The organism is Wolbachia endosymbiont of Laodelphax striatellus (assembly GCF_007115015.1).
GTDB lineage: Bacteria > Pseudomonadota > Alphaproteobacteria > Rickettsiales > Anaplasmataceae > Wolbachia.
Genome location: NZ_MUIX01000001.1, coordinates 814928 through 837523, shown reverse-complemented (window position 1 = coordinate 837523; position 22596 = coordinate 814928). Strand labels below are relative to the sequence as shown.

Genomic DNA, 22596 nt, shown 5'->3' with positions numbered 1-22596 from the left:
TTTGAGAATTAATATGTCAAAAATTGTAGATATAGGAATCAAAGAACAAAGTTCTGTGTGTGAACAAATGCGTTTTAGTGTAAGTCGTGCAAGCCTTTTAAATACGCTATCCAGGGTAAGTGGAGTGGTTGAAAGGCGCAACGCGATAGATGTTTTAGCGTGTATAAATATCAAAGCACAATATGGTAGCATAAAATTGAAGGCTACTGATCTTGATATTTCAGTATTTGCCTCACTTGTTGCAGATGTATCAACAGAAGGAGAAGTGAAAATTTCAGCACATACTTTACATGACATAGTGAAGAAGTTGCCAACTGATTTGGATGTCCATTTCGAAATGAATAATCAAGGAAAATTATTGATATCCTGTGGAAATGCAAATTTTTCTTTACCAAATGTAGTGTCAAATAACTTTCCTGTCCTTGAAGAAGGTGATCATCAATATGATTTCACTCTACTAAGTGCAGATTTGGTAGACTTATTGACTAAAACAAAGTTTGCTGTGTCGCTAGATGATACAAGGTATAATTTAAATGGGATATATCTGCATACAGATGAGCAGTTTTTGTATTGTGTTGCAACCGACGGTCATCGTTTATCATGTATAAAGAGGCCTAAATCTGAAGATATCAACGGAGAATTTGGGGTGATCATTCCACGTAAAACTATCATGGAACTGTTGAAAGTATTGGGTGATTGTAATGAGATAAATATAAAACTTTCAGATAGAAAAATCAAATTTACATGTGGTGAGTATATTCTAATATCAAAATTGATAGATGGGACTTTTCCAGATTACAAAGCCGTTATTCCAATGTCTCAAGATAAACAAATGATTGTTGAGAGTAGCAAACTTGCTAGTGTTATAGACCGAGTTTCTGTTGTTGTGTCCGATAAAATAAAATCAATTAAATTTTCATTGCAAGAGAATTTATTAACTCTACATTCAAATTCCCAAGAGTGCAGTGATGCGACTGAGTCTATAGAGGTGGATTACGATGGAGCTCTTATGGAAGTAGGATTTAATTCTCGTTATTTGCTTGATGCTTTATCTTGTATAAAAAACAAATGTAAGGTCAGCTTATCAGATGGTAATAGCGCTACAATTATCACTGATGAAGATGATCCAAGTGCACTATATATAGTAATGCCAATGAGGACTTAAGCTAGTAATCTATCTTTACTAAGTATAAGCCGTGAGACGGCGCAGTGACCCCAGCGGCGTTTCTTTTACATTGACTTAATATGTTTAGCATTTCTTGTGGATTAGTTCTATTTTTTCCAAATTCAACTAAAGTACCAACAATAATCCTCACCTGGTTATGTAAAAAGGAAATCGCAGATATTTTGATGTATATGTGACTTCCGTTTTGTACTATATCAATATCATCGATTGTTCTGACCGGATTTGTAGCTTGACAATCTTTTGAGCGAAAGCTTGAAAGATTATGTTTTCCAAGCAGGTGTCTAGCAGCTTCACGCATGATGTTTACGTCAAGTGGGTTAAATACTTGCCACACATAACCGATTTCTAGAGCTGCAGGAGCGTAGCGATTAATTATTCTATATTCATAATATCTTTTTTTTGCTGAAAATCGTGCATGAAATGCATCATCTACAGCTTCTGCACTAAGCACAACTATAGGAATCGCTTTTAAGTGATAGTTTATTCCATTTCTTATTCTGTAAAGCTCAAATTGCCTTTCCATATTGAAATGAGCAACTTGCCCTAAAGCATGAACCCCTGTGTCAGTTCTGCCACCACAATGCAAAGAGACTCTCTCGCCACTGAAATTAAATATAGCGTTTTCTATGGTTTCCTGAATTGAGTTAGCAGAGTGTTGTTGCTTTTGCCAGCCAGAGAAACCACTACCATTGTATTCTATCGTTATTTTGTATCGCACTACAAAGTCTATCTATCTAATTTTAGGTAACTAACGTTCTTCGTTATTAAAAAACCCTTGGCAGGTTGGTTGCGTTCAATTACCATGGAGACTATACAAGTTAATAAATGATCCATGGCACATAATCCAGAAGAAAGAAATAATGATAAGCAAAAAGCACTAGATAATGCAATAAGTCAAATTGAAAAAGCATTCGGTAAAGGTGCAATAATGAAGCTAAAGCAAAACCCTGTAGAAAAAATAGACACGATATCTACAGGGTCGATTGCACTTGATTCAGCTCTGGGTGTTGGGGGATTGCCAAAAGGACGTATAATTGAGATATTTGGCCCTGAGAGTTCTGGTAAAACTACTCTTGCTTTGCATGTAATTGCTGAAGCACAGAAAAAAGGAGGATTATGTGCATTTATCGATGCGGAGCACGCACTGGATGTTATATATGCTCGTAAACTTGGAGTAAACACCGATGATTTGGTGATTTCACAACCAGACACTGGGGAACAAGCGTTACATATCGTTGAGTATTTAGTATGTTCTGGTGCAGTTGATGTGATAGTCATTGACTCTGTTGCAGCATTAACTCCAAGAGCTGAAATTGAAGGAGATATGGGCGACCAGCACATGGGACTACAAGCAAGACTTCTAAGTCATGGGCTACGAAAGCTCACCTCTGCGGTTTCAAAAGCAAACTGTATATTGATATTTATTAACCAAATTCGTATGAAAATAGGAGTAGTATATGGAAATCCTGAAACTACCACCGGTGGGAATGCGTTAAAATTCTATACTTCTATAAGACTTGATATAAGAAAAGTTGGTGCGATAAAGGATAAGGAGAATATTACGGGTAATGAAACGAGAGTTAAAGTTGTAAAAAATAAAGTTGCTCCTCCGTTTAGAGAGGCAAAATTTGATATAATGTACAATGAAGGCATATCAAAACTTGGAGAAATAATAGATATAGGAGCAAAACTTGGTGTGCTTGAAAAGGCAGGTGCTTATTATTCATATAACAATACACGTCTTGGACAAGGAAGAGAAAATGTAAAAAGCTACCTCAAGGCAAATAAAGAAATTGCAAATGAAATAGAAACAAAAATCAGAGATTTATTTAAAAATCACGATGATTCTATTGCAATAGAAGAGGAACGCGAACAACTTCTAGAAGAATCAGTGTTCTAATCTAGAGTATCTGTTCAGCAGAGTAGCAAAATAAGATAGGCAAAAACATAGGAACAAATGATGTCGTGAAAGTAGATGATACTAAAGAGGCTATTTGAATGACAAACTAGAAAGAAATAGGTGTCATGCCAGTGCCTAGACACTGGCATCCAGTTAAATTTACAGAGCATAATGGTTTCCAGTGTCAATTACTTGAATGACAGCGTTTTGATACATGATCAGAATTCCTAGATCCCAGTGTCAGCTACTCGAATGATATTATGGAAGCTGGAACGACAAGAAGAAGGACTGGTTTTATATATTTACACATTCCCTCTTAGCTTACACGATCCTCATTTTGAAATAAGTAATAATTTATTATAGTCTTGATATTTAAACGTTTTGTATCTGCTGTAATGATTTCACTTCCAATTTGCTATTCTTTACATATTGAATTGCAAGCGCTAACGCTTTACTCCCAGAAGCTGTGGTGCTATAAGCTATATTTTGCAAAATAGCAGTTCTCCTGATATCTTTGCTGTCTGAGACTGACTTTACACCTTTTGAGGTATTGATCACTAGATTTATTTTTCCATCTTTGAGCATATCAACTATGTGGGGTCTGCCTTCTCTCACTTTATTTACAGCTTTTGCAGCAATGCCGTTATTGTTCAGGTACGAAGCTGTGCCTTTGGTGGCATATATTTCAAAACTCAGTTCTTTCAACATTCGTGCAACAGGCAATATATACTCTTTATCATCATCTTTTACTGAAACCAGAGCTGTTCCTTCTGTTGGTAACTTGTATCCTGCAGCCATGTGCGTTTTTGCAAGTGCAGCTCCGAAAGATAAGTCAATTCCCATCACTTCTCCTGTTGACTTCATTTCAGGACCAAGTAAAGTGTCAATTCCCGAAAAACGCGTGAATGGAAAAACAGCAGCTTTAACTGCAAAATGATTGAAAGGCTTGTTTTCCTGATTCAATTTTTTACCCAAAATAACCTGAGTGGCAAGCTTTGCAATAGGAATATTGATTACCTTGGAAATAAAAGGAACTGTACGGCTAGCCCTTAAATTCACTTCAAGTATGTATACATCACTCTCTTGAACAGCAAACTGAATGTTTATCAGACCTTTCACTTCTAGTGCAAGAGCTATTCTTTCAGTTTGGAGCTCGATCTCTTTTATTACTTCGTCACTCAATGTATTTGTCGGTATTGAGCATGTTGAATCGCCAGAGTGGATACCAGCTTCTTCAATGTGCTCCATGACCGCTGCAATGAAAACTTTTTTCCCATCACATACAGCATCAACGTCAACCTCAACTGCATTGACTAAAAATTTATCAAGAAGCAGTGACCCGTGTTCAAAAATTTTGGTTTGATTCAAGACATACTCTTTAAAGCTCTGAGTATCGTGTCTAATCGACATGGATTGACCACCAAGGACATATGATGGCCTAACTACTAGTGGAAACCCCACCTTTTCTGCGTTGGTTAACGCTTCTTTTACTGAATGGCAGATAGAACTTTCAGGTTGTTTTAAATTAAGTTGCAAAGCAAGGTTTTTAAATCTCATGCGATCTTCTGCAAGGTCAATAGAATCAAACGAAGTTCCCAGAATTTTGAAACCTCTCTCGTTAAGCACTTTGGCTAACTTTAAAGGTGTTTGACCACCTATTTGAACTATTACACCAACCAGTGTACCATTTTCTTGCTCTTTGCTTAGTATTTCAAGCACATCCTCTACAATCAGTGGGGCGAAATATAAACGATCAGCGGTATCATAATCAGTTGAAACGGTTTCTGGATTACAGTTAATCATTATTGTTTCATACCCCATTTCTTTGGCGGCAGAAGCTGCATGTACGCATGCATAATCAAACTCAATACCCTGACCAATGCGGTTTGGACCACTTCCTAAAATGACAACTTTTTTTCGATCCGAAATATTCGCCTCACATTCCGTTTTATTTTCAACATCACCCTCATAGCAGCCATACATATAAGCAGTGCTCGATTCAAATTCAGCTGCACAGGTGTCTACACGCTTATAAACTTGTTTGATGCCAAATTTTTTTCTTGTTTCTTCGATTTGCTCTACTTTCTTATTGCTTAATTTCGCCAATCTTGCATCTGAAAATCCCATTTTTTTCAGCTCTAACATTTCATATGCAGTTTCAGGAAGGCCGTTTTCCTTGATTTTTTGTTCAGCCAAGATGATTTGCTGTATATTTTGTAGAAACCATAAGTCATATCCTGTAATCGAATTTATTTCTTCTATGCTAATTCCGTGACGCATTGCGTCAGCAGCAATCAGTAATCTGTTTGGTAGCAATTTTGCTAATTGAGATTTTACGTGATCAATATCAATGTTCTCAGGAAATACTTCATCAAGTCCTGTAAGATCAGTTTCAAGTGAACGAAAAGCTTTCTGCAGTGACTCATTAAAAGTGCGGCCTATAGACATTACTTCCCCCACTGATTTCATGGAAGTTGATAGTTCACAATTCGTCCCCTTAAATTTCTCAAACTCAAATCGAGGAATTTTAGTGACGATGTAATCAATCGCTGGTTCAAATGCAGCAGGTATAACTGGAGCGCAATCATTACGTATCTCATCGAGTGAATAGCCGATAGCAAGTTTAGTTACAACTTTTGCAATAGGATAACCTGTTGCTTTTGAAGCAAGTGCAGAAGAGCGAGAAACCCTTGGATTCATTTCAATCACAACGAGGCTTCCATCTTCTTTAGGATTCACTGCAAACTGCACATTTGCACCACCGGCGCTAACATCAATTTCCCTCAGCACTGCTATAGATGCATTTCTCATTTGTTGATATTCAGCATCACGCAGAGTCAAAGCAGGAGCAACTGTGATACTATCTCCGGTGTGCACTCCCATCGGATCAACATTTTCTATCGAACAGACTATTATGCAGTTATCTTTACAATCGCGGATAACTTCCATTTCATATTCTTTCCAGCCGATAATTGATTCATCTATCTGAACTTCATTTATTGGTGAAATTTTTAGAGCACTTTCTGTGATATTGAAAAACTCCTCTTTATTGTATGCTATGCCACTACCTGCGCCACCAAGAGTGAATGATGAACGGATGATTGCTGGTAATCCAATGTAATCCAAAGCCTTTCTTATTTGTTCTTGATTTTTTATAATGATACTTTTGGGATATTTCAGTCCTATTCTATCCATGGACTGACGGAATAACTCTCTATCCTCTGCTTTTTTTATTGCTTCTCTATTTACCCCTATTAATTCTACGTTGTATTTGTCTAACACTCCATCATCTGCAAGTTTTATTGCGCAATTGAGTGCTGTTTGCCCGCCCATTGTTGGCAATATTGCGTCTGGCCTCTCCTTAATTATAATTTTCTCTATGATTTCAGGCAGTACCGGCTCAATATAAGTTGCATCAGAGAATTCAGGATCTGTCATTATAGTTGCAGGATTGGAGTTAACCAAAATGACTTTATAACCTTCACTCTTCAACACCTTACAACTTTGAGTTCCGGAATAATCAAATTCACACGCTTGACCTATAACTATTGGGCCTGCTCCTATTACTAATATAGATTCTATATCTGTGCGTTTTGGCATAATTACAATAACAGTTTCTATTCAAAGTAATGTTACCAATCTTTCCTGTATATGTGAATTTTTATTGAGTTCAGACTAAGAACTATAGGTAATTAAAAAGTGTACAAACTTATTCAAGAGATTTACTTAATGGCAAGATTTGTCCTGATATATTGCAGTCATCAGAAGCCAACTCTACGAATTTATTTGTTAACTTCTCGGGCGATACTAATTTAGATATATCTTTTCCCGGAAATGCCTGCTCACTACCCACAGGTCCTTCCGTGTATACAGCATTTACACATAATTTTGTATGTTTTGTCTCAGATGCATATATCTGCACCATTATTTCCAGTGCAGTTTTACTCGCAGCATACGGCATCCAATATGGATAAGAGGAAGGAGAAAGTGTTATCTCTGAGGTTATGAATATAGCTCTTCCAGCATTAGACTTTTTTAGTATTGGACCCAAATTTTTTAGCAAGTACCAACTGGCAGTAAAATTTGTATTCATTACGTTCTGTAGCTCTTCAATCTCATAGTCATGAATGGGGTTCAGTTTGCCTAAAATTCCAGCACACGCAACTAATATATCAAGTGCTCCAGATTCTGATAATTTCAGGCTTTCTATCATGTTTGTCAGTATCTTTACATTCTCAAAGTCTAAAAGATCAAGCTGAATTAGTTTCACAGAGCCTTCTTTAAATTCTTCAAGCTCTTCAATTTCATTATATAGTGGCTTGAGATTATCAAGAGATCTGGAAATCAGAATTACACATGCACCTTCTTTTACAAATCTTTTTGCAACAGAAGAGCCTATTCCACCTGAAGCTCCGGTAATTAAAGCTATTTTACCTTCTAACTTACCCATTTCTTTCTCTTTAGCAAGATTTATTGAAATATTTTAGCTGAAAATTAAATTTTGCTCCATATATAAAAATCAAACTTAACACATAAAAAAATAGTAACGATACTACCACACCACCTAAACTTCCATATATCAAATTCAGTTGGTCAAAGGAAGCTTTTAAGTACTGCTTGAAAGCTGAAGCAGAGATCGTCCAAAGAATAACAGCCAAACAAGATCCGGGGAATACGTCTGATAAGCTTTGTTTTATGTTTGGCAATGTAAAATACATCCAAGATACTATAGTAAAAAGTACAAACTCGATAAGTAAATATCTAGTATAACTTAGCCCTTGGTAAGAAAAATCAATTAACATTGGCACTAATGTAAAAAATACTATAGTCAGAGTTGTAACAAGCGTAATTACTAAAAATTGTAATATACTGAGCACCCTTCTCCATATATAAGGCGATGAAACTGGAACTTTATAGGCCTTATTGAGTATCGTTCTAAATCCTTCAATTGTTGATGAGGCAGTCCAAACAGCACCTACAACTGCTAAAGTTAACAAACTTTGTGGCGGACCTGATATTATCTCCCTAATACGTGGCATTAAAGATGATAAAATATCCTGTGGCATGTTATCAATAATAAATGCCCAGCCGACATTGTATTGATCTAAGAAATTTGCGAATGTTGATGCCACGGCTATTAAAACAATAAGAAAAGGAAATATTGATAACAGGATTAAAAATGATAGATACCCTGCGTGCTCCACTCCATCATTGTAAATTGTGTCAATTAAAGCACGATAAAGGCAATAAACGATGCTATAAAATTTCTGTAGCACTTGTAATATAAATAAACTAAGAAAAGTATTCTAAATGAAATAAAGCATACTTTTAAGCAAAAAATCCTCACCATTTACTTAAATTTAATCAAAATGATAGATAATCCAGCGTTAAATACGGAGGCATAATGAAAAACTTTCTTCTACTTGTAGCTTTAATTCTTTCCTTTGCGTTTGATGTACATGCTGATGAAACATCAGCAGTGATATGTAAAATAGTGGACTATACTCAAAGTATAGGTGGGCCAATGATCACGGTAGTGATAATAGGTGCAGCATTGCTTGCAATATTTGGCAGAATGCCATGGCCAGCACTCTTTGCACTCGGCGCATTCACTGCTGTGTTTTTTGGTGCACCCAAAATTGTAAACGTGATAGCACCAGGTGTAGCAGGAGCTTGCATGAGTTGTCCTAGTGGTCAGGAAATGTACGGTAGTGCATGTGTTGCAAAATGTCCTCAAGGTAAACGACGTGATGGAAGCGGGAGTTGTGCTTAGTGATTTGAGACAGTAGAGTAAAAATAGTGCTTTCTTTTAAGAACTATTTTTACATTATAACATAAATCTTTGTTGAGATTCTCTTCACTTGAAAGTGGCTAAAATGGCCACTTTCAGTATCTATAATTACCTAATAAATTCTCTTTCTGTAACCATATCAGTTAAAGTTTGGATCCAGTATTACGCGCTGCCTTTGTGTTTGCATAACTGCACGAACTTGTGATTAAGGGCAATTTTCGCCATGAGGGGTGTTATTCGAGTAGCCCCTTTCCTGTCATTCCAGTAACTGACACTGGGATCCAGCCTTTACTTACCAACAAAAACTTAGCATAACTTTCATGCTCAAAAAATCCCTGGATTCCAACATCAAGTGCTGGAATGATACCGTCATACCTGTTGGAGTATGGATGTAACCTTACCCACACTCCTGTCATCCCAGTACCTTTACTTTTCATTCAAGTAGCTGACACTGAGATCCAGGAAATTTTGATTGGATATTAAGTTTATGAGCATAGAAGCAGTTAATTTTATGTTAAAACACAACATTTTTGATGAGGCTGTATTAAGAGATGGATCCCAGTGTCAGCTACTTGAATAACACCTTTGCTATCTTCAAAAATGAATGCTCGTACAGCTGTGTGTCAACTACTTACATAACGCCTCTCTAAAATTACTTTAGTTACAAATATTAAGAAATTTACCAAATGAAGACAAAAGGCAAAAGAATCCCCGTGTGAAGAGTTTTAATAATTTAAATTGGCGTTGTAATAATGCCCTAACAAGCGCGTTTTGGCTGAATGTAGAAAAAATAAAAAAGACATGCAGCCGCTATAATTTTTGTGTAATTTGCCAATAAATATTTGAGTTTTTTACTGATTTTGTGATTGAGCCTGCAGGTCAAAAATAAGTATAAATACTCTTAGTATCATAGTAAAGGGAATGACGAAATTTGTAAAGTAGTTTTCACTCAAATGACGCCCAGGCAAAAACTATATGGTTATGCAAAAAATCTATTTTTAAAACTGTTAATATAACATAGAAAAAACCTCACCTTCATTAATAATAGATTACTTACCAATTGGGTAGTCACCAGTGAAGCAAGCATCACAATATTGCGGTGTAGCGTTGTTACGTTTTTCTTCTTTAACAGCCCTGTATAGTCCATCAATACTCAAGAAGGCTAGGCTATCCACTCCTATAACTTCCTTAATTTCCTCTACAGATTTATTTGCAGCAATTAAATCTTTGCACTCTGGCGTATCTATTCCATAAAAACAAGAATGCTTAATTGGTGGGCTTGAAATTTTGAGGTGAATTTCTTTTACTCCTGCATCCTTTAACATAACTATTATATTTGTTAATGTACTACCACGCACTATACTATCATCTATTAAAATTATGTTTTTGCCTTTCAAAGTGTGCTTATTAGCATTGAATTTTAATTTTATTCTAACTTTACGTACTTCAGCGGTGGGTTGTATAAAAGTTCTTCCTATGTAATGATTACGAATTATCCCCAGTTCCATAGGTAATCCTGAATGCTTTGCATATCCAATAGCTGCAGGTATTCCAGAATCAGGTATTGGTACAACCATATCTACATTGTTTTTTGGTGGGCTCTCTTCTGCAAGTATTCTTCCTATTTCTTTTCTTATATCATATATGGACCTCTTCTCCATTATGCTGTCTGGTCTCGAGAAGTAAACGTATTCAAAAATACAAAAACTTGATTTTTGCTGTGGGAAAGGAAACATTGAGGCTAGCTTACTATCCGAACTGATGGTAACTAATTCGCCTGGTTCTATTTCTCTAATAAACTCTGCATTTATTATATCAAGAGCACAAGTTTCAGATGCAAGAACGTAAGAACCGTTTAACTTTCCTAAAACAAGAGGCCTGATTCCAGATGGATCACGTACTCCAATAACTACTTCTTGATTGATTGCCACAAAAGAATAAGCACCTTGTATTTGCTTTAATGCATATATAAAACTCTCTAAAAAGCTATCTTTTTCACTGCTTGCTGTCAGATGCACTACTACTTCTGTATCAATATCTGACTGAAAAACGCACTCTTGTTTAATTAATTGTTCGCGTATCGGAGAAATATTAATTAAATTACCATTATGTGCTATGGCAAAATCCCCAAATTTGCCACTTTTGCCAAACATGGGTTGCACTCCAAATTTACTACCACTTGTTGAGTATCGAACATGACCTATTGCACAATCCCCAGGTAAGGATTTCTTTATTTCATCTATATCATCAAATACACTGCTCACTTGGCCTTGAAAGTGATAAGAGTGCAGCTTATCGTTGTTACTGGTTACTACGCCAAAAGACTCTTGACCTCTATGCTGCAAAGCGTGGAGAGCAAGTATAGAGTTAAAAGCAGCACTTTGGTTGTAACTTATGCCAAATACCCCACACTCCTCATGTACTTCATCAAGCATGAAAAATATTAAATAAAGCCTGATTGTACTTTAGTAGAGGCAAAGTACAAGAATTTTATTTGTTAATCCCTTTCAAATTTGAAGCTTGCTACGGTAGTTTTGATGTATACCAGAAAGTAGGTTATACGCAATTAACCAATTTTGAGATTTTCGACAATTTTTTAGCACTGAAGAAAAAAAATATTTTTATTGACTTATCTATGTATTGAAGTAATCACTAAAAAGCTTTAGTGATTATGGTATATAATATGCCTGAGCAAGTAGGTAAACAAGGTGAAAGTAATCTTATTTTAGAGGCTGAACAGTTCTCTAACAGGTTCTTCAATAGTCAACAGAGTAGTTCATCAAATCCAAAATTACCGACTATAAGTCGTAAAGATAGGCATATCGATTTAATCAAGAAAAGGTACGCAAAAAACAAAAATGTTACAGAATATCTAAGGAGTTATGAATTTATTAAAAGAGCAGAGGAATTGTCAATAATTTATCTTTTTGAGCGAGACCCATCTTCTACGAAATTGCAAATACCATTGACTACAGATGAACAAATTCTAGTTAAAAAATTTTGTGATGAGATGATAAAGAGTATAACAGAACACGATGAGCAAGAAAGCGTTTTAAAGTACATGGAACGCATAATAGAGGGTTATTTAAATCAAGGAATAAGATTAAACTCATATTACGGTAAGGATAATAAGACTGTAACAAATTTTATATTTGAAAAAATGGAAGAATTAATTAATCGCTTTCATGCAAATCCACACAATTCAACTACAAAAAATATCATACAAAAGATCACTCGTAATTTAGTGTTAAAAGGTGGGGTAGAAAAAGGATTATCTTTTTATAGCGATATTGAAGTCGGGTACTATGACTCTAATTATTTAAATGATCTTAACGAACAATGTAAGAGTAAGAAAAAAATGCTAGAGAGTATAGCATATGAAGGTATTGTGAAAAAAGATAATAAGCAAATTGATGAATATGACCTCGAAGTAGAAGTAGATAATAAATATTTTTACATTCAATATCCACAAGGTAGTATTGTTGAAACTGCAAGAACTTTAAATAATGAAAAAGCTAAGGATTTAGAAGTTGGCATATTTCAGATTGAGGAAAGTATAGTAAAAGTTGAAATTACAGAAGATGGAAAAAGAAATTACACAGATATCTTAAAAGGTGGTATTGAAATATTTTTTACTACTAAAATAGGAGAGATTAGTATTTATCTACGGAAAGATGGTAACAAAATGGTAGTAGAAATTGATGAGAAAAGCAAAATAAGGTTTAGCAAGTTAGAAAACAAATCAAGCTTTGGAGGGAATTATCTTATATAGGGGAAAAGTGTTTTAGAAGTTATGGGCAAGAGTTTTGAAAATATTCCTGAGGAGTTAACTCAGACTATTAAAAACGTTCTATCTACTAGTCTTATGCAAATATGTTTACAACAACAAGAAAACTCTAATAGGGAATTAAATTAATGTATTTTTAGGATAATAATTAAGAAATTAATTATAAACATTCATACGCATTCGATTGGAGTAGAGGATATGGGGCAGTAATTAGCACAAGAACTAAAGGCAAATGTGATTGGTTGTCAAATAGTGATTGATTAAATCAATTTAGAGAGGTAAATAGCAGCTTTGCAGCTTGCTTTTATGAACAAAGATAAAACGTTGTAGCCAAGTGCGCTTTCGGCATTGTGCTGAATTGCAATATCTCTGTGTTCTAACTCCTCATCACGAAACTTACTTATGGTTTCTCTTAATTCCCCATCTTCTAAATGTAAGACTTGCTCCTTGTAGTGCTCTCCGATCACTTCTTCAACTGCAGCAGTGCAAGCCATAGCGGCTTTTTTACCCATAATAGAAGTTACAACACCAAGTGACACCCCTAAAGCACGCCAAATTGGCAACAAAACAGTAGGACGAACTCTTTGCTCCTTGATTTTCTCATTAAAATAGTGGAAATGTTTTTTTTCCTGCTCCTCCATTTCAATTATTTTATCAATTATGGAAGATTTTTTAAGAATAAATTTTTGACCAGAATAAATACAAATGGCTCCATATTCGCCAGCATGATTTACTCTAATTGCTTGTTCTAAAAAATTTCCTTTCAATTTTTTTATATTGCTTTCCAATGTCTCCTCCCTTTATTTCTGCATTAGTACTACTATAAACCAACATATTATAGAGTAAATAAAATTCCATGCGTGCATTGCACCAACATTGTGATTACAGAAACTCAAGCAGCTATAGCAATGGCAAGAGTTACTTGACAGACTTCGCCATTCTCCTTAAAATAAGGGTGAAGATATATTATTTATCTTCAGTCTGTGCAGATAAAACGACAAAAAGCTCAATATACTTGATATTTAATTTTTTGCACTATGTGTACTCTATGTCTTTATAAAACTTTTACCCACATAAGCTAAAATGCGCTTATCAAAGGATTTAATACAATAAAAAACGCCAATTAAAAAAACAGGTAGTAGCTGATAGATTTTCTTTTGCCTTTTTCTCTGTTTAGCATCGAACAAAATGAATCTGTCAAACCAGGAAGAAACTCATCAATTTAAGTTTCTAGTAGTTTTAAGTATAGTTGTGAAGGAAGCGCCTCATGCAGTTATAACCGGAATCTTCACTGGTGCCATAAGTGCCCGTCGTTTAGCATGGTTTTGGAGGAACGGTCAAATCATTGATGGAGTCCTTAGACTACCTCGGTCAGGAGATTGTATTATATCAACCGTCCCAAGCTGAAGCGTTTCCCTGCTATAAATTATATGAAGGAGTTACCATGAAAAAAACAAAAAGTAAATTAGAAATAATGAACCCTAACGCAGCAGGAATAGATGTTGGTTCGGCTATACATTATGTGTGTGTACCAGAAGGAAGTGATGAACAGCATATACAAAAATTTAGCTGCTTTACAGAGGACCTTCATAACATAGCAAAATGGCTAAAAAAGTGTGAAGTTACTACAGTAGCCATGGAGTCAACCGGAGTGTACTGGATTCCTTTGTTTCAAGTACTTGAATCATATGGACTTGAAGTAAAACTTGCAAATGCAAGACATGTAAAAAATGTACCTGGAAGAAAGTCAGATGTCCAGGACTGCCAATGGCTTCAACAACTACACAGTTATGGGTTAATCGAAGGATCATTTAGGCCAGATAATCAAATGTGTGTATTGCGTAGTTATGTGCGGCAACGTAAAAACTTAATTGAAAATGCTGCTACACATATTAATCGTATGCAAAAGGCGTTGGTACAAATGAATATTCATTTACATAAAGTAATAAGCGATATCACTGGCGTCACAGGAATGCAAATTATTAAAGCAATAGTAGAAGGTGAAAAGAATCCCGAGAAGCTAGCTGAATTCAGAAGTGTGAATATGAAGAACGACAAAGCTACTATAGCAAAAGCATTAACAGGCGATTATAGAGAAGAACATTTATTTGTACTGAAACAAGAATATACAGCATATACTTTTTTTCAAGAGCAAATAACTGAATGTGATAAAAGCATAGAAAATTACTATAAAACATTTGAAACAAAGTCCGATGAGAGTAGAGAGTTAGGTAAGGAAAAAAACAAGTCTAGAAGAGGCAGACCAAACTTCACCTTGCGTGAGAAATTGTATAGGATAACCGGAATAGATTTTACTAAAATTCCTGGATTTGATATACTAACTGTACAAACTATTATTTCAGAAGTTGGCATTAACCATAATAAGTGGCAATCAGAAAAGCACTTTACTTCATGGTTAGTACTTAGCCCTGCTAACAAGATCACAGGAGAAAAAGTATTTGGGACAAAAACTCGTAAAGTCATTAATCGCGCTACAAATGCCCTGCGAATGGCTGCTTATGCTGTGGGAAATAGCACAAGTGCATTAGGTGCATATTGTAGGAGATTAAAAAGACGGCTAGGAGCAATAAAAGCAATTACTGCCACAGCAAGAAAATTAGCATGTATTTTTTACCAAATGTTGAAGTATGGACAAGAGTATGTGGAAAAAGGAATGAGTTATTATGAAACACGCTACAAAGAGAAAATTGTGAAAAATTTGATCAAGAAAGCGCAGGAGTTTGGCTACACACTAGTTCAACAAGAAGAGTTGATTAATGGAGTTTCTTAGGAGTAGATTTTTCAATATTTAATTCAATTAGCCGGTACTAAGATGATAACGAATAGTAATCTAAATATCCGTGTAGTTATTGGTATTATCAAGATATTCCCTAATCTTCTTCAAATCTTCCCAAGCTAAGCGTTTTTGTGTTGGTTGACGAAGTAGATAAGCTGGATGAAATATAGCGGCTGTAGTAATTGAATGAGATAAATATTGGTTAGTATAAGTATGAAATCTGCCACGCAAGTTCGATATAGTCTTTGTGTTATCAAGAAGGCTATAACATGCAATTCCTCCAACAAAAATCAGAATTTGTGGTAAAATAAGAGCAATGTGCTTCTCAACAAATGGTCTGCACATATCAAGCTCCAGATCAGTTGGCTTTCTGTTACCAGGTGGACGCCAAAACACGGTGTTGCTTATATATACCTTAGTGCGGTCCAGATTAATTGCACCGAGCATCTTATCGAGCAGCATTCCGCTTGCACCACAAAATGGTATGCCTTTCAGGTCTTCATTTGCTCCTGGTGCTTCACCAATAAGCATGATTTTTGCATTCGGATTACCATCAGAAAAAACAGTATTAGTTGCAGTTTTTTTTATTTCACAACCCTCAAATGACTTAACTGCACTTCTTAGTTCGTCTACACTACTACATTCACTTGCAAGCTTCCTTGCTTCAATGATCCAGTCACTTGGGAACATGGCTTTTTTCTGCTCGATGACAGAAGACTGTACAGCTCTCTCATTTTCCATTTTTTTTTCCTCTTCACTTTCAGTTAGTGTGCAATCAACTCCCACTTCATGATAGAACTTCAACAATTCTAGATCTTCATTGCTCATAGTGTCTCTTAACCTTTTGTGCTTTTTTCATAGCCAAATCATACTTCAACTTAGATAAATGTCTAATGTATAATATACCATTTAAGTGATCCAATTCATGCTGAATACACCTTGCAAGCCAACCACTAGCTTTTAGCGTCTGTTCTTCGTTATTTAAGTTTTTATATTTTACAGTTAAATATTTTGGACGCTTGATTTCATGGCTTTGCTCCGGAATTGAAAGACATCCTTCACTCATAATGACTTGTTCATCAGATAATTCCTTAATTTCAGGGTTAATCATACAAAACTTTCCAACTGAGTCATACCCTGCTAGCTCATCTCCAGCCTTTTCTGGCTGAACGTCCATGACAAAAATTCTCTTCAGCACTCCAACTTGTACTGCAGCAAGACCAAGACCTTCTGCATCGTACATAGTTTCGAACATGTCGTTTACTAATTCTTTAATTTTATCGGTTATATCTATTACTTCACTGGCGCGTGTAGTTAATCTTTCGTCAGGGGCAATTACAATTGGTAACTTAGACATAAAAATTGTAATTCTGTGTTTTATTTTTCTTTTTGTCTAGGTATATTAAAATGTTGCTACATTTATGATAGAAATATAAATTCATTCAGGGAAGCTACAATTTAAATGGAATCGCATCATAAGGTCAACCAATGTACTCTGCAGTAATAACAAAACCAAAGCAGAATGTTTTTGCTGTTTTAGACGTGGGTACAACAAAAATTATCTGTCTCATTGTTAAAATCAATAGCAATTTTAGCTATAAAATAATAGGAGTGGGTTATAAAAGTGCAGAAGGTATAAATGGTGGATCAATAACTGACGCAAAGCATGCAAGTTACTCTATTTCATCAACTGTAGGTTTAGCTGAACAAGTATCAGAAGAGACTATAGACCAGATATATGTGAATGTAGCCGGATGTGGAATCTCATCTTTTTACGTACATAACGAAATAATTGCAGCTAATCACGAAATTTCAGAACGAGACATAAAACGTGTAGTCTTTCAGACATTTGAGAAATATATCGAAGAAAATGTCATCATTCACAATATACCACTGAAATATCACTTAGATGATATGACTGACATAAAGGAAGTCAGTGGATTATATGGAAAAAGATTGTCTGCTGATGTTAATGTTGTCACTGCTTCGCGTCCAGCGCTTACCAATATCGAAAATTGTATAACTAATAATAGTGGGATAAGTATGGCTGGTTGTGTTGCTTCTGCATATTCTGCAGGCCTTGCCTGTCTAAGTAAAGATGAAAAAGAGCTAGGAACTGCCGTTGTTGACATAGGAGGTGGATGCACTGCAATTGGAATTTTTAAGAGAGGAAAACTTGTGTACACAAGCAGCATTCCAATTGGTGGCATTCACATTACCCGAGATATAGCTTATGGACTATGCACAAGTATAGAGCATGCTGAACGCATAAAAATACTATACGGTAGCACTATTGTAACTTCAATAGATGAAAATGAATATATTACAGTGCAAAACAATGAAAATGATGAACCGACTCGAGTACTCAAGTCTGAACTTGTTAACATCATAAGACCAAGGATTGAGGAAATACTTGAGCTGATAAGAGAACAATTTCAAGAACAGAAAGATCCAATTAATAAAGTAGTGATCACAGGTGGAACCAGTCAACTCACAAGCATGAAAGAAATTGCAAGCTATATATTCAATAAACAAGTCCGTATCGGATGCCCTGAATCTTGTAGCGGTCTTGATGGCGAATACGACAAAAATCCTGTATTTTCTGCTGCTTTAGGCTCTATAAAGCTAATAGTTGACACCTTTTATAGAAATAATTCTGGAATGCTTGGTCACGATGGCAAAATAAGTAAGTTATACCATTGGGTTAAGTCAAAAGTCACAGTCTAGATTTTTGTCTTTATCTCTTAATATACAAATGGCTTGATCTAGGAGCTTATTTTTATAGTATTATTACACTGATGTATCCGTAAGAGAAGCAGAAAATTACAATAAAAACGTAAGAAACATGAACATAACTATACATTCACAAGAAGATTTTGACTTTATGCGTAAAGCTGGCAGGCTTGCAGCTGAAGCCCTTGATTTTATTGCACCATACGTCAAAGTAGGCGTAACAACTAATGAATTAAATGATCTATGTCATGATTTTATAATCAATGCAGGTGCAATTCCAGCACCACTGAATTATAAGGGATATCCGAAATCAATTTGTACTTCGAAAAATGCTGTTGTATGTCATGGTATTCCTGATGATAAACCTCTTAAAGATGGAGATATTTTAAATATTGACGTTACAGTGATTTTAAATGGCTGGCATGGTGATACAAGTCGCATGTTTTGGACTGGTAAACCCTCAATAAAAGCAAAGCGTTTGTGTAATGCTGCCTATAATGCGCTAATGGAAGCGATAAAACAAGTTAAGCCCGGCAATAAGTTAAATGAAATAGGATTTGCTATAGAAAAATATATTGAAGATTTTGGATATTCTATCGTACGCAATTATTGTGGACATGGCATAGGAAAGGTTTTTCATGCTCCACCAAATGTCGTACATTTTTACGATGAAGGTGAGGATCTTATCTTAAAAGAAGGCATGTTTTTTACGGTAGAACCAATGATCAATGCTGGAAAACATGAAACTCTGCTCAGCAAGCTAGATGGCTGGACAGTGACAACACGTGATCTTTCACTTTCTGCACAGTTTGAGCATACGCTTGGAGTCACAAAAGATGGAGTTGAAATATTTACACTATCACCTAAAAATTGGCATTTTCCACCTTATGATTAGATTTTTTAAACACTTGGTTTTTGAAAAAATCTAACTCTTAACTTGTGATATAGCAACTAACCCAATTAGTGCACAGAAAATCATGTAAAAACTTGCTAAAGTTCCTTGTCCTGTAACTTTGATAATAGTTGTGCATATAAATGGTGCAAGACCACCAAAAAATCCCGAAGCTATATTTCTTGATAAACCAAATCCACTGTATCGTACCTTTATTGGGAATAATTCACACATAAACGCGCTAACAGGACCAAGAGAAGCAGCTATTGGGATTATAAAAAGAACGTGCGCCATTATGGTGAGCAAATTATTACCACTTAGTATCATTGAAAAAACTGGATAACTTACTACTATAAAAGTCACAAATGCAAATTTCATGACTCTTTCTCTCCCTACCTTATCAGAAAGTATTGCAAATAGTATAGTCAATCCTCCAAGTGCAACCTGATTCAATATTTCTACTGCGTGATTAAAGTGAGTGTTTATTGTTGATGCAAGTAGATTAAAAAACACTAAATATATGTAAAGAGATGCATTCTCAACTATGTCAATTCCAATTGATATTAGAAAAGGTTTTTTATAGCCATTTAACAGTTCTTTTAACGGTAATTCATGTGGCTTTTCCTGCTTTTTATATTCTGGGCTTTCATCGAGTATATATCTCATATATATACTGATTAATCCTATTACAAAACTGAAAATAAAAGGCAATCTCCATCCCCAAGATTCAAAATCGGATACTTTTTTGCATATAAGCACCACTATAAGACTTAATATTGAGCCAAGAATTGCGCTCAATACTTCAATACTGCCAAAGAATCCTCTTTTATTTTTAGGAGCATGCTCTATTAAAAATGGGGCATTTCCTGCCTCTCCTCCAAGAGATATACCCTGCAATAATCTTAAACATACCACCAGTACTGATGCGAGTACCCCAATGTTCTGATAGCCTGGAACAAATGCAATAAGTACGGTTGATAGAGTCATCAATATGATAGAGAGAAATAGAGCAATCCTTCTTCCATATTTATCTCCAATGTGGCCAAATATAGCAGCACCAATTGGTCTTATTAAGAAACCCACTGCAAACACTCCAAAAGCTTTAAGTATGCTGACTAATTTGTCGTCTGATGGAAAAAACACATCTCCGATTATGCTTATTAGATGGCTGAAAAGCATGTGATCATACCACAATAAAGTGTTACAAATTAAACTTGATAGTATTACTTTTGTTATTTGTTGCACAAAATCTTCCGTAATTTGTTTGATATTATAGTAATATTACTTACTTTTTCAAATGTGAATTATGTAAATGTTATATTAATAATATTATCTTATTAAATTTTTATATCGTTGATTATATTTAAATATTCTTATACTATGCCTATATATTTCCATATATTTTTTGGCGAGTTTAATTTAAGTGCACAAAGTCTCTTGATATGACACATATTCCAGTTTTGTTAAAAGAGATGCTACTGCAATTGTCACCACACAGTGGTGGTATATATGTGGATGCCACGTTTGGAGCTGGAGGATATAGCAAAGCAATATTGGAATCCGCTGATTGCAAAGTGTATGCAGTTGATAGAGATGAAACAGTTACTAAATTTTATGATGATCTAAATGTTAAATACCCTAATAGAATAAAGTTATTTATTGAAAAGTTTAGTAATATCAAAAATTTATTATATAGTAATAATATTAAAGGTATCAATGGAATAGTTTTCGACGTTGGAGTTTCATCTATGCAGCTTGATAATGGAGATAGAGGATTCTCATTTCTACGTGATGGCCCACTTAACATGAGCATGGATAACTATTCTCATGTTAATGCTTCGACGTTTGTTAACGCTTTACGTGAAGAAGAGATTGCAAACACTATATATAATTACGGGGGTGAGCGTCATTCTCGTAAAATCGCAAGAGCGATAGTAAATGCGCGGAAGAAGAAAATTATCAAAACTACATTTGAACTTGCAGATATTGTACGTTCTGTAGTGTTTCGTGGGAAAAGCAAGATTGACCCTGCAACTAGAACATTTCAGGCGATCAGAATATGGGTAAACGATGAGCTAGGAGAGCTTGAAAAGGGTATTAAAGCTGCATCTGAGATTTTAAGTGAAAACGGCAAATTAATTGTAGTTACCTTTCATTCTCTAGAAGATCGTATAGTTAAAACCCTTTTTAAAGATTTGTGTGAACCAGGGCCTACCAAGACATTCTCCCTTTTAAACAAAAAAGTGATGAAAGCAAGTGCGGAAGAGATAAATGCAAATCCGCGTGCGCGTTCAGCAAAATTAAGAGCTATACAGAGGTTGTCATGAGAACCTTCTGTATCATTTCAATAACTATGTTTTTATTATAGGGTTATTTAAGGTAAAATTACATGTCCACTCACTAAATAAATAGCTAACACAAATAAAACGTGAAATTAATTTAGTGCAAAGCGGCATAAAAGTCCTGCGAGCAGAGTGGAGTTATTTGAGTAATCCAAAAAAACTTGCAGTCTTACGGAGAAATACCTAAAAAATAACTCTTTGATACTAGCTAGCCAGATTCGACTCTCTGTAGTGCGTTAGCACAATTTAAAACCTAGAGTAACAATTAGAACCTATCTTGAAAGGGAAATTTGAAATATTAACGTAAAAAATTGCTTCCATATATTTTAAATCTGATTATAATTACAGTTAGAGATATTTTAAGAGCTCAAAATCTATCTTTGTCTGCAGACTTTTCAGTCAAATTTTTAATCAAAAAGCGTAGCGTATCTTCTTTAGTGCATGTAAATATGCTTAATCTCTGTTGTATGTGCACTGCATTTTTTTCTAATCTTTTTTACACAGGAGGATTTTATGTCCAGAATTCCAGATATTTGACTTTTACTTTAGCTAAAAACCAATAGGCGCCTATTGTTTAACGCTAATTAAAATAAAAATTTTTCTAATATATAGAAGAATCACTGTTTACTGAAAATGGGATACGATTGCCAAGAAAGCTGCTAATGTCAAAGAATTTTAGGTAAACATTATTTGCTTGACGTATGAGCGTGCTCTCCTTACTTCAAGAACTCTTTAATATATGCTTAACCACTTAAGTCCTTTCAAGATATGTTCTTAGCTTTTAGGTAAATACACTACAATAAAATTTACTTTAGTATAAAATTATTTGCATAAGATTTTGGCACCCTTTTAAAATCTTTTGGCATTTCAATTATGTATTTTGTGTTATGTTTCTTTGCGTAAGATACTGCTTTTTCAAGAGAATCAAACTTTAATACAATCTGTTTTTGTGGATCTTTTGAGCCAACCCACCCCATCAAAGGTTCAATATAGTAGGAACAAGGTTCAATTTTTAGGCACCAGAGCTTTGTATTACCTAAACCGGATTGTGTTGCAGTTTTTGTTGGTTTATAAATCCTAAAAACTATTTTATCGTCAATACTCATAATTCTTACTAAGTCATTCTAAATATATATCTAAATAAATTCTTTCACAAAGAATTAGTGTG

General features: G+C 35.0%; 19 protein-coding genes and 1 pseudogene. 9 read left to right on the top strand and 11 right to left on the bottom strand.

All coding sequences use genetic code 11. From position 1 onward, the window contains the following. Positions 1-13 precede the first annotated feature (13 nt). Positions 14-1165: a DNA polymerase III subunit beta gene (dnaN, locus tag BVG17_RS03870; RefSeq protein WP_017532322.1), complete on the top strand. Its 1152-nt coding sequence runs from the start codon at positions 14-16 to the stop codon at positions 1163-1165. A 1-nt stretch (position 1166) separates the two neighbouring features. Here dnaN and truA read toward each other — a convergent pair whose 3' ends face one another. After that, complete coding sequence (truA, locus tag BVG17_RS03865; RefSeq protein WP_019236842.1) at positions 1167-1904, bottom strand: tRNA pseudouridine(38-40) synthase TruA; 738 nt, start codon at positions 1902-1904, stop codon at positions 1167-1169. 114 nt (positions 1905-2018) lie between these two features. Between truA and recA the strand changes: the two genes are divergently transcribed. Then, positions 2019-3086, top strand: coding sequence for a recombinase RecA (recA, locus tag BVG17_RS03860; RefSeq protein WP_063630911.1), 1068 nt, complete (start codon positions 2019-2021; stop codon positions 3084-3086). A 372-nt stretch (positions 3087-3458) separates the two neighbouring features. Here recA and carB read toward each other — a convergent pair whose 3' ends face one another. From carB to BVG17_RS03845, 3 genes are all read right to left on the bottom strand, one after another. Beyond that, complete coding sequence (gene carB / locus BVG17_RS03855) at positions 3459-6686, bottom strand: carbamoyl-phosphate synthase large subunit (protein ID WP_063630912.1); 3228 nt, start codon at positions 6684-6686, stop codon at positions 3459-3461. Between the two features lie 109 nt (positions 6687-6795). Further along, entirely contained in the window at positions 6796-7536 is a 741-nt protein-coding gene (locus BVG17_RS03850; RefSeq protein WP_172793461.1) for an SDR family oxidoreductase, read from the bottom strand. Between the two features lie 10 nt (positions 7537-7546). Beyond that, a complete protein-coding gene (locus tag BVG17_RS03845) occupies positions 7547-8362 on the bottom strand; it encodes a YihY/virulence factor BrkB family protein (RefSeq protein WP_063630914.1) in 816 nt (271 codons plus the stop codon). 128 nt (positions 8363-8490) lie between these two features. On the opposite strand from BVG17_RS03845, the gene BVG17_RS03840 reads away from it, so the two are divergent. Next, positions 8491-8859: a TrbC/VirB2 family protein gene (locus BVG17_RS03840; protein ID WP_063630915.1), complete on the top strand. Its 369-nt coding sequence runs from the start codon at positions 8491-8493 to the stop codon at positions 8857-8859. Between the two features lie 251 nt (positions 8860-9110). On the opposite strand, the gene BVG17_RS03835 is transcribed toward BVG17_RS03840, so the two are convergent. Continuing rightward, complete coding sequence (locus tag BVG17_RS03835) at positions 9111-9314, bottom strand: hypothetical protein (RefSeq protein ID WP_017532329.1); 204 nt, start codon at positions 9312-9314, stop codon at positions 9111-9113. A 612-nt stretch (positions 9315-9926) separates the two neighbouring features. Continuing rightward, positions 9927-11312, bottom strand: a complete 1386-nt coding sequence (purF, locus tag BVG17_RS03830) for an amidophosphoribosyltransferase (RefSeq protein WP_063630916.1) — start codon at positions 11310-11312, stop codon at positions 9927-9929. A 248-nt stretch (positions 11313-11560) separates the two neighbouring features. On the opposite strand from purF, the gene BVG17_RS03820 reads away from it, so the two are divergent. Further along, a complete protein-coding gene (locus BVG17_RS03820) occupies positions 11561-12649 on the top strand; it encodes a hypothetical protein (protein WP_241654157.1) in 1089 nt (362 codons plus the stop codon). A 275-nt stretch (positions 12650-12924) separates the two neighbouring features. Here the strand turns inward: BVG17_RS03820 and BVG17_RS03815 are convergent, their stop codons facing one another. Further along, positions 12925-13452 carry a demethoxyubiquinone hydroxylase family protein gene (locus BVG17_RS03815; RefSeq protein WP_063630917.1) on the bottom strand — a complete coding sequence of 176 codons (528 nt, stop codon included), beginning with the start codon at positions 13450-13452 and terminating at the stop codon, positions 12925-12927. A 400-nt stretch (positions 13453-13852) separates the two neighbouring features. On the opposite strand from BVG17_RS03815, the gene BVG17_RS03810 reads away from it, so the two are divergent. After that, positions 13853-14071: a hypothetical protein gene (locus BVG17_RS03810; RefSeq protein ID WP_143688850.1), complete on the top strand. Its 219-nt coding sequence runs from the start codon at positions 13853-13855 to the stop codon at positions 14069-14071. A gap of 37 nt (positions 14072-14108) precedes the next feature. Further along, positions 14109-15455 (top strand): IS110 family RNA-guided transposase, encoded by a 1347-nt coding sequence (locus BVG17_RS03805; RefSeq protein WP_143688718.1) that lies wholly within the window; start codon positions 14109-14111, stop codon positions 15453-15455. A gap of 60 nt (positions 15456-15515) precedes the next feature. Here the strand turns inward: BVG17_RS03805 and BVG17_RS03800 are convergent, their stop codons facing one another. Continuing rightward, entirely contained in the window at positions 15516-16289 is a 774-nt protein-coding gene (locus tag BVG17_RS03800) for a uracil-DNA glycosylase (protein ID WP_063630745.1), read from the bottom strand. Next, complete coding sequence (def, locus tag BVG17_RS03795) at positions 16279-16818, bottom strand: peptide deformylase (protein ID WP_063630746.1); 540 nt, start codon at positions 16816-16818, stop codon at positions 16279-16281. The genes BVG17_RS03800 and def overlap by 11 nt, the downstream gene beginning before the upstream one ends. A 131-nt stretch (positions 16819-16949) precedes the next feature. Between def and ftsA the strand changes: the two genes are divergently transcribed. Together ftsA and map are read left to right on the top strand one after the other, a co-directional pair. Next, a complete protein-coding gene (ftsA, locus tag BVG17_RS03790; RefSeq protein ID WP_063630747.1) occupies positions 16950-18188 on the top strand; it encodes a cell division protein FtsA in 1239 nt (412 codons plus the stop codon). Between the two features lie 103 nt (positions 18189-18291). Continuing rightward, positions 18292-19089: pseudogene (gene map / locus BVG17_RS03785) on the top strand (type I methionyl aminopeptidase); the annotation flags it as partial. 30 nt (positions 19090-19119) lie between these two features. Here map and BVG17_RS03780 read toward each other — a convergent pair. After that, entirely contained in the window at positions 19120-20331 is a 1212-nt protein-coding gene (locus BVG17_RS03780) for an MFS transporter (RefSeq protein ID WP_063630748.1), read from the bottom strand. 197 nt (positions 20332-20528) lie between these two features. Between BVG17_RS03780 and rsmH the strand changes: the two genes are divergently transcribed. Continuing rightward, on the top strand, positions 20529-21413 hold the full coding sequence (gene rsmH, locus BVG17_RS03775; RefSeq protein ID WP_063630749.1) for a 16S rRNA (cytosine(1402)-N(4))-methyltransferase RsmH: 885 nt from the start codon (positions 20529-20531) through the stop codon (positions 21411-21413). A gap of 821 nt (positions 21414-22234) precedes the next feature. Here rsmH and BVG17_RS03760 read toward each other — a convergent pair. Next, the gene (locus BVG17_RS03760) at positions 22235-22534 is read right to left on the bottom strand and encodes an ETC complex I subunit (protein WP_063630750.1); all 300 of its coding nucleotides are present in this window, start codon (positions 22532-22534) and stop codon (positions 22235-22237) included. Positions 22535-22596: the final 62 nt, after the last annotated feature.